Source organism: Sphingomonas sp. (assembly GCF_036387595.1).
In the GTDB taxonomy this organism is placed as follows: Bacteria; Pseudomonadota; Alphaproteobacteria; order Sphingomonadales; family Sphingomonadaceae; genus Sphingomonas.
The window spans coordinates 21,306-29,748 of the sequence record NZ_DASVTL010000097.1; the positions used below are offsets into that span (position 1 = coordinate 21,306).

Consider the following 8,443-nt stretch of genomic DNA (forward strand, 5'->3'; position numbering starts at 1 on the left):
GCCGGCAATCGCGACCGCAATGGCGCGGCATGGCGAAGCTATGCTCGGCTTTCCAGGCTCAGCTTTCCGGGTCACCGATCCGACCGTGCACCGCTTTGCGCAGCACGCGCGACATGGCTTCCACCGAATAGGGCTTTTGCAGCAGATCGAAGCCGTGCCGCCCGTTTTCCGCGAGGATATGGCTGTATCCGCTGGTGAGCACCACGGGCAGGCCGGGGTAGCGGCGGCGGATTTCCTCGCCCAGTTCGATGCCGCTCATGCCCGGCATGATGACGTCGGTGAATACCACGTCGAAGTGCAATTCGTCCCTGGCCAGGAGATCGAGCGCGGCGTGCGCGTCGGCAGCCCAGGTCGTTTCGTAGCCGAGATCCTGCAGCATGCTCGTCGCGAACTCGCCCACATCGGCATTGTCCTCGACCACCAGCACACGCGCATTCGCGACCCTGGCAGCGGGTTCGGCCCGCGACGGCCGGCTTGCGCTCTCCCGGTCGGCCTGGACCGCCTTGAGGTAGATGGTGAAGGTCGTGCCGGTGCCAGTCTCGCTCTCGACCACCACGTCGCCGCCCGTCTGCTTGGCGAAACCGAATACCTGACTGAGACCCAACCCCGTGCCCTTGCCGACCGCCTTGGTCGTGAAGAACGGCTCGAAGATGCGCGACAGGTTCTCGGTTGAAATTCCGCCGCCGGTGTCGGTGACACTCACCGCAACATAGTCGCCGCGCCGCTCCGCATGGCGGCGGACGGGCGGGATTGCGGAGGCGGCACGGACGGCGAGCAGGAGCCGGCCCTCGTTGTCCATCGCATCGCGGGCGTTCACGGCGAGGTTGAGGAGCGCGGTTTCGAATTGTGCCACGTCGGCCTCGGCGTGAAGCGGCACGGGGGCGTGCTCGGTCGTCAGCACGATCCGGCTGCCGAGCAGCGATCGCAGCATCTCCGCGACGCCCGTGACCTTTCCGTTTACGGCGAACACTTCGGGCTTGAGCGGCTGGCGGCGGGCGAAGGCCAACAATTGACCCGTCAGCCTGGCGCCGCGATCCGCGGTGTCGGATATCGCGTCGATATATCGGCGCCGCTTTTCTTCGCTGAGATCGGTGCGCCGCAGGAAATCGGCGGCCGAGCGGATGACGGTCAGCAGATTGTTGAAATCATGCGCTATGCCGCCGGTAAGCTGGCCGACCGCATCCATCTTCTGGGCCTGGCTCAGCGCCTCGTTCGCCGCTTTTTCGCTCGTGATATCGCGCGCGACGGCGTGGATCAGACCGTCTTCGGGAACGGCGGACCAGGACAGCCAGCGATAGCTTCCATCCTTGTGCCGATAGCGGTTCTCGAACCGCATCGTGTTGCGCCCGTCGGTCAGGTGCTGCGTCTCGGCGGTGGTCGCGGCTCCGTCTTCGGAATGGACGAAGTCGAGATAGGGCCGGCCCAGCAGTTCCTCGCGCTCCCAGCCCAGCAGCGTCGTCCATGCCGGATTGATCGACACGATGGTGCTGTCGAACTGGGCGACCAGCATGAGATCGGTCGTCAGCCGCCACATGCGATCGCGCTCCGCGGTGCTTTCGGCGACGCGCTGTTCCAGCGTGGCGTTCAGATCGCGCAGGCGCGCTTCGCTTTCGCGAAGACGCTCCTCGGTCGCCTTGGTTCGGGTGATGTTGATCGCGGTGCCGATCGCGCGGACGCACCGGCCGGTCTGGTCGAAGATGCCGCGCCCCTTGGCGGACACCCAGCGGATGACGCCATCTTCCTTGCCGATCGTGCGATATTCGACGTCGTAGGTCGCCCGCTGCGCGGGGTCGAGCGCGCTGGCGAACGCGGCCATGGTGGCATCACGGTCGTCGGGGTGCAGCCCGGCGGTAAAGTCGTCCAGGCTGCATGCGACATGGGGCGAGATGCCGAACATCGCCTTGGTGCGCGGTGGCCAGTTCAGGATATCGGTCGTCAGATCGAGATCCCACGTGCCGATCTCCGCCGCGTCCACCGCCAGTTTCAGCGTTACCTCGTTCAGGGCAAGCCGCTGCTCGGCCAGCGCCCGCTCCGCGGTCAGCACGGCGTTGGCGGCTTCAAGGCCAGCCAGCCGATCGCGTTCCACCGTCACGTCGAGCTGGCTGGCGAAGAAATAGGTCAGCTCGCCCGCCTCGTCATACACCGGCGCCAGCAGCAAGCGGTTCCAGAAGGCGCTTCCGTCACGCCGGTAGTTGCGAAGGTCGATCTCGACCGAATGCCGTTCCCGCACCGCGGTGCGCACGGTAGCGACGTCTTCGAGATTGGTTTCCGGGCCTTGCAGGAACCGGCAATTGCGACCGACAATCTCTTCGCGCGGATATCCGGTCAGGCGGGAGAAGGCGTTGTTGACGAACACGATCGGATTGTCGGGCAGGCGCGGGTTGGTGATGACCATCGGCATGCGCGTCGCGCGCACCGCCGAGATGAAGGGATCGTGCGAGGGAACCTTGCCGACCAGTTCGGCTTCGATCCGGGTGGCGTCCTCGCCGATCCCGGACCCGGGGTGGTCATTCCGATCTGCGCTGTCGTGCATTGCGTTACCCCGGTGCTTATCGGCAAGCCTTTGGAACAGCGGCGAACGCGACGCAATATGCCCGCGCCCAGGCGCCGCGTTTCCTGCCCGCTAATAGGCTCCGCTTGCTTGGTCGAGCGTCTCTAGGAACCGCGCCGCCTGGGCGCGCGTCGCCGCCTGGGCTTCCGGCTCCGCCCGGTCCCAATTGCGATAGGGCATGGCCAGACGCGGGTTGCCGCCGAGCTTTGCCGCATTGCGGTCGAGGAAGTCCCAATAAAGCGCATTGAACGGGCACGCATCTTCACCCAGCCGCTGTTTGGGATCATAGCGGCAGGTCCGGCAATAATCGGACATCCTGTTGATATACGCGCCCGAGGCGGCATAGGGTTTGGACGCGAGCAGGCCGCCATCGCCGAACTGGCTCATCCCGAGCGTGTTGGGCAGTTCGACCCATTCATACGCGTCGGTATAGACTTCCAGATACCAGACATGGACCGCCGCCGGATCGGCTCCGATCAGCAGCGCGAAATTGCCGGTTATCATCAGCCGCTGGATATGGTGCGCGTAAGCGTGGTCCAGCGTCTGGCCAATGGCCAGGGCCAGGCAGTGCATGTCCGTCTCGCCGGTCCAGTAGAAGGCGGGCAGCGGGCGGCGCGCGTTCAGATGGTTGCGGTGGACGTAATCCGGCCCCTCGCGCCAATAGATGCCGCGCATATATTCGCGCCAGCCGATGATCTGACGGATGAACCCCTCCGCGCTGTTCAGCGGCACGGCACCCGACCGGTAGCGCGCCTCCACCTCGCGGCACAGCGTGAGCGGATCGAGCAGCCCCGAGTTGAGATAGGGCGACAGGATGGAATGATACATCCACGGCTCATCCGTGAGCATCGCGTCCTGCGCCTCGCCGAAGCGAGGAAGCGCGTGGTCCAGGAAGTGCGCCTGCTGCCGTAGCGCATCGGCGCTGGTCGTCGCGAAGTCAAAAGCGTCGAGGCGGCCCGGATGACGCGCGAACCGCGCCTCCACCAGCGCCAGAACGTCGCGCGTGATCGCGTCGGGCGCGAAGGATAGCGGACGGGGCATCAGCAGGTCGCGGGCTGCGGGCCTGCGATTGTCATGATCGTAATTCCACTTGCCGCCTGCGGGCTTGGCGCCCTCCATCAGCAGGCCGGTGCGGCGGCGCATCTCGCGGTAGAAATACTCCATCCGCAAGGCGGTGCGCCCCTCCGCCCAAGCCTCGAACTCGCTGTGGGAGCAGAGGAAGCGGGTGTCGGCACGGATGTGGACGGGGATGCCGAATAGCGTCTCCCACGCATCGATCATCGCCGCGACGCGCCATTCGCCGGCTTCGGTGACGACGATGCGCTCGGGTGCGTGGCGCTGGATGGCGCGTGCGACTTCGCCGGTGAAGCTGCCCGCATTGTCGGGATCGTCGAGGGTCACGTAATCGACCGTCCAGCCGGCAGCGCGCAACGCGTCGGCATGGTGGCGCATGCAAGCCAGGATATAGGCGATCTTGCGGCGGTGGTGGCGGACGTAGGTGGTCTCGTCGGCGACTTCCATCATCAGCACAATCGTGTCGGCGGGATCGGCATCCGCCAACGATGCCAGGTCCAGGCTGAGTTGGTCGCCCAGGATCGGTATCAGCGTTTTCATGCCCGGCAATGCGTCCTACATGCGCGTCCATGACTCCCAAGCATCTCGGCCAGGCCAGCACGCTTCCCGCTTCCCCTGAGGAAGCGGTCCTCGATTACGTCGCGAACCCGCGGCCCGCCAGCACCTATCTGGTGCGCTTCGCGGTGCCGGAGTTCACCTCGCTCTGCCCGGTGACCGGCCAGCCGGATTTCGCGCATCTCGTCATCGACTATGCGCCCGCCGAAACGATCGTCGAATCCAAATCGCTCAAGCTGTTCCTCGGCGCATTTCGCAACCACGCCGCGTTTCACGAGGATTGCACGGTCGGCATCGGCGAGCGCCTGTTCGCGGAAATGAAGCCGCTGTGGCTCAGGATCGGCGGCTATTGGTATCCGCGCGGCGGCATACCCATCGACGTGTTCTGGCAGTCGGGTGCGCCGCCCGAAGGGCTGTGGCTGCCCGACCAGGGGGTCCAGCCGTACCGGGGCCGCGGCTGACGACCCTGATCTCCATCAAGAATTATTTGCTGCACTGCACCAAGATGTGCAACCTTCCATTCAGGGTGATCGTTCACCGGGGAAGCGCAGTTTCGCCTTATTGGCGTCTTTGCCGAAACAGGGATAGCAGATGGTGGAAGCGGTCGGCGGAGACGGTATCGAGCGGCTGGCACTGATCGGCAATTTCCTGCCCCGAAAATGCGGCCTCGCGACCTTTACGACCGACGTCTACACCGCGATGCGCGCGCGTTTCCCCGATGTCGCGGTCGATGTCTATGCGATGGACGACCATCCCGGCCGCTATGCCTATCCCCCCGCGGTGACCGCTGCGATCCCGCAGGACGATCTGTCCGCCTATGTCGATGCCGCGCGCACGATCGAGGAAAGCGGCGCCGACGCGATCTGGGTGCAACACGAATATGGCATCTACGGCGGCCCGGCGGGCGACAATCTGCTGGCGTTGCTCGATCGGACCACGCTGCCGGTCATCGTCACCCTGCACACCATCCTGGAAAAGCCGAGCGTCGATGAACGCCGGGTGATGGAGGGGCTGCTCGCCCGTGCCGCGCGGATCGTGGTGATGGCGGAGCGCGGACGCGAGATTCTTCGCCGGGTCTATGGCGCCAACCCGCGCCAGATCGTGATGATCCCGCACGGCGTGCCCGACCGTCCTCTGGTCGATCCGGAAACGATGAAGGATCGGTTCGGATGGGAGGGCCGGGAGGTGGTGCTGACCTTCGGGCTGTTGGCGCCGAACAAGGGCATCGAAACGATCATCGCCGCGCTGCCCGCGCTCGCCGAGCGTCATCCCAACCTGCTCTATGTGGTTCTGGGTGCGACCCATCCCAATCTGGTGGCGCGGCACGGCGAGGCGTATCGCGATTCGTTGAAGGCGCTGGCGGTCGAGAAGGGCGTCGCCGACAACGTCGCCTTCATCGACGAATTCGTCGAATATGACGCGTTGATCGACTATCTCCAGGCCGCCGACATATACGCGACGCCCTATACCAACCCGGCGCAGATCACGTCCGGAACGCTGTCTTACGCCGTGGGCGCAGGCAAGCCGGTCATCTCGACGCCTTACGTGCATGCGACCGAGATTCTCGCGGACGGCCACGGCGTGCTGGTCGACTTCAAGGACGTCGCCGCCTTCGCGCGCGAGATCGACGCGCTGCTGTCGAGCGATCGCGATCGCCGCCGTCTGAGCGAGCGTGCCTATGCGCGCGGGCGCACGATGATCTGGCCGCGGCTGGCGGAGGCGGCGATGGCAGAGGTCGAAGCCATTGTGGCTGCGCGCCCCGCGCGGCTGCCGGTCGCGGCGGTTCCTCCCCGCATCCTGACCCCGGACATGGCGGCGGTCGAGCGGATGAGCGATTCGACCGGTATGCTCCAGCATTCGATCTTCTCGATTCCCGATCGGCGCCACGGTTATTGCATCGACGACAATGCCCGCGCGCTGATGCTGATGAGTGCGATGCCCACGCTGGATGCGGACAGGCGCGACAAATGGACGACGATCTATGCGTCGTTTATCCAATATGCGTGGAACCCCGACGCGCGCCGCTTCCGCAACTTCATGGCCTTCGACCGGTCATGGTGCGAGGACGTGGGGTCCGAGGATTCGAACGGCCGGACGCTGTGGGCGCTGGGCGTCACCGCGCGCGACGCCCGCGACGTCAAGCACCGCGACTGGGCACGCGTTCTCTTCGACACCACGGCGTCGCTCGCGCTCGAACTCGGCTCGCTGCGCGCGCAGGCCTTTGCGATGCTGGGTGCGGCGGCGATGTTGGAGGCGCGGCCTGGGCACGAACTGTCGCGCACGATCCTGTCGCGCTTTCCCGACGTCCACATGGCGATGCTGGCCGAGACGCGGCGGCCCGAGTGGGAATGGTTCGAGATCGTGCTGGCCTATGACAACGCCCGCCTGCCGCAGGCGCTGATCCGCGCCGGCATGGCGCTGGAACGCGACGACCTGATCCAGGTCGGCCTGTCGACGCTGGAGTGGATCGTGTCGAAGCAGACCTCGCCACAGGGCAGGTTTCGTGCGGTGGGCACGGAGAGCTTCAACCGGCCCTACGGCGAACCGCGCAAGTTCGATCAACAGCCGCTGGAGGCGCAAGCGACGGTGGACGCCTGCGTCGCCGCGCTGGACGCGACCGGCGACCTGCGGTGGCTGGACGAGGCGCGCCGCGCCTATGGCTGGTTCCTGGGTGAGAACGACCTGGACATGGCCGTGGCGACCAGCGCCGACGGCGGCTGTTTTGACGGGCTGATGCCGGCGGGACTTAACCGAAATCAGGGTGCCGAATCGATCCTGGCGCTGCAATTGGCCAGTTGCGCCATTTCGGGGCTTTCGCAGGCGGCGTCCGGCGTGGCAGGGAAGACCCGCCAAGCCGCGTAGCTTCGTTCTACGCGGTTCCTTCAGCGGCGCCGGGGGCTACGACTCATGGATTTGTTTACCCACCCGTTGCGGCTGCATGCCGATCCTTCCCGCGTGGTCGTCCGCCCGTTCCACATCGCCTGGGGCGGGCAGGGCAATCCGCCGAGCCGCACTGAGCGGCTGATCGGCGAGGTTCTCCGCATGTCGGCGAACGAAGCACGCGAGCAACTGGAAATCGTGCTCAAGGATTTCGAGGCACGCCACTGGCAGACGCGCCGGGTGTTCATGACCCGCTACGATCAGATCGAGGATATGCTGGGGCTGAACGGCGCCGACATCGGGGACGAGCGCCGTCAATTGATCGGCGCGTATTTCTGCCACGAATACAGCTATGCCGCCGCCGCCCTGATGAACCCCAGCGCGGTGCCGCATTTCGACCAGTCGGGGATGCCGGCCGGATCGCTTCGCGTGCTGATGTCGATGCGCGCGGTGGGAGAGGGACATATCTCCTCGGTCGCCTTTCGCGAGGGGATCATCACCGCCGATCGCCAGATGAAGCTGGCGCCCGAGCCGCCGTTCGCAACCGCGACCGACGCGGTCGGCGGCGCGGAGAACGAGATGCCGGTCGGGCCGGTGACGGTGTTCCGCCACCGCGATTCGACGCTGTCCGGCACGGTCATCTTCCCGATCACCCAGGCACAGTCGAAGGGGCTGGAGGACTTGCGCATCGTCCGCTTCCAGCATGATGATGGATCGTTCGAATGGATCGGCACCTACACCGCCTATAACGGCTCGCAGATTCAATCCGAACTGATGCGCACCCGCGATTTCCGCGCGTTCGATCTGCTGCCGATGACGGGGGGCGCCTCGCGCAACAAGGGCATGGCGCTGTTCCCGCGCAAGGTCGGCGGGCAATATATGATGATCGGCCGGTCGGACGGGGAGAATCTGTTCCTGCTGAAATCGGATAAGCTCGACCATTGGGACGAGGGTGCGATGATCCTCAAACCCACCTTCCCATGGGAATTGGTGCAGATCGGCAATTGCGGGCCGCCGATCGAACTCGACGAGGGCTGGCTGCTGCTGACCCACGGCGTCGGCGCGATGCGCAAATACTCGATCGGGGCGGCGCTGCTCGACAAGGACGATCCGTCCAAGGTGATCGGGCGGACTCGCGAGCCGTTGCTGGCGGCGAAGGACCAGGACCGCGAGGGCTATGTCCCCAACGTGGTCTATTCCTGCGGCGCGATCCGCCACAAGGACACGCTGTTCCTGCCGTATGGGATCGCCGACAGCTCGGTCGGGTTCGCGTTCGTGCCGATCAAGGAACTGCTCGCGGCGATGTGAGCGCGCGGGCTCAAGCCGCCGCGTGTCGCGGCCGCGCGGATTCGTCGATTTCGAAGGGGCTGGATCGAGCCGCGC

The 8,443-nt window shown here is 65.7% G+C and carries 5 protein-coding genes; 3 read left to right on the forward strand and 2 right to left on the reverse strand.

Going from position 1 to position 8,443, the window contains the following annotated elements; genetic code table 11:
- Nucleotides 1-58 precede the first annotated feature (58 nt).
- Nucleotides 59-2,533, reverse strand: coding sequence for a PAS domain S-box protein (locus VF643_RS11695; protein WP_331043569.1), 2,475 nt, complete (start codon nt 2,531-2,533; stop codon nt 59-61).
- A gap of 90 nt (nt 2,534-2,623) precedes the next feature.
- Nucleotides 2,624-4,165, reverse strand: coding sequence for a cryptochrome/photolyase family protein (locus tag VF643_RS11700; RefSeq protein WP_331043570.1), 1,542 nt, complete (start codon nt 4,163-4,165; stop codon nt 2,624-2,626).
- 29 nt (nt 4,166-4,194) lie between these two features.
- Here VF643_RS11700 and queF point away from each other — a divergent pair, with 29 nt between their 5' ends.
- The 3 genes from queF to VF643_RS11715 all read left to right on the forward strand — a co-directional run bounded on the left by queF (nt 4,195) and on the right by VF643_RS11715 (nt 8,368).
- Nucleotides 4,195-4,641, forward strand: a complete 447-nt coding sequence (queF, locus tag VF643_RS11705) for a preQ(1) synthase (RefSeq protein ID WP_331043571.1) — start codon at nt 4,195-4,197, stop codon at nt 4,639-4,641.
- Between the two features lie 130 nt (nt 4,642-4,771).
- Nucleotides 4,772-7,042 (forward strand): glycosyltransferase family 4 protein, encoded by a 2,271-nt coding sequence (locus tag VF643_RS11710; protein ID WP_331043572.1) that lies wholly within the window; start codon nt 4,772-4,774, stop codon nt 7,040-7,042.
- A 45-nt stretch (nt 7,043-7,087) separates the two neighbouring features.
- Nucleotides 7,088-8,368, forward strand: a complete 1,281-nt coding sequence (locus VF643_RS11715; RefSeq protein ID WP_331043573.1) for a glycoside hydrolase family 130 protein — start codon at nt 7,088-7,090, stop codon at nt 8,366-8,368.
- The last annotated feature ends 75 nt before the right edge of the window (nt 8,369-8,443 follow it).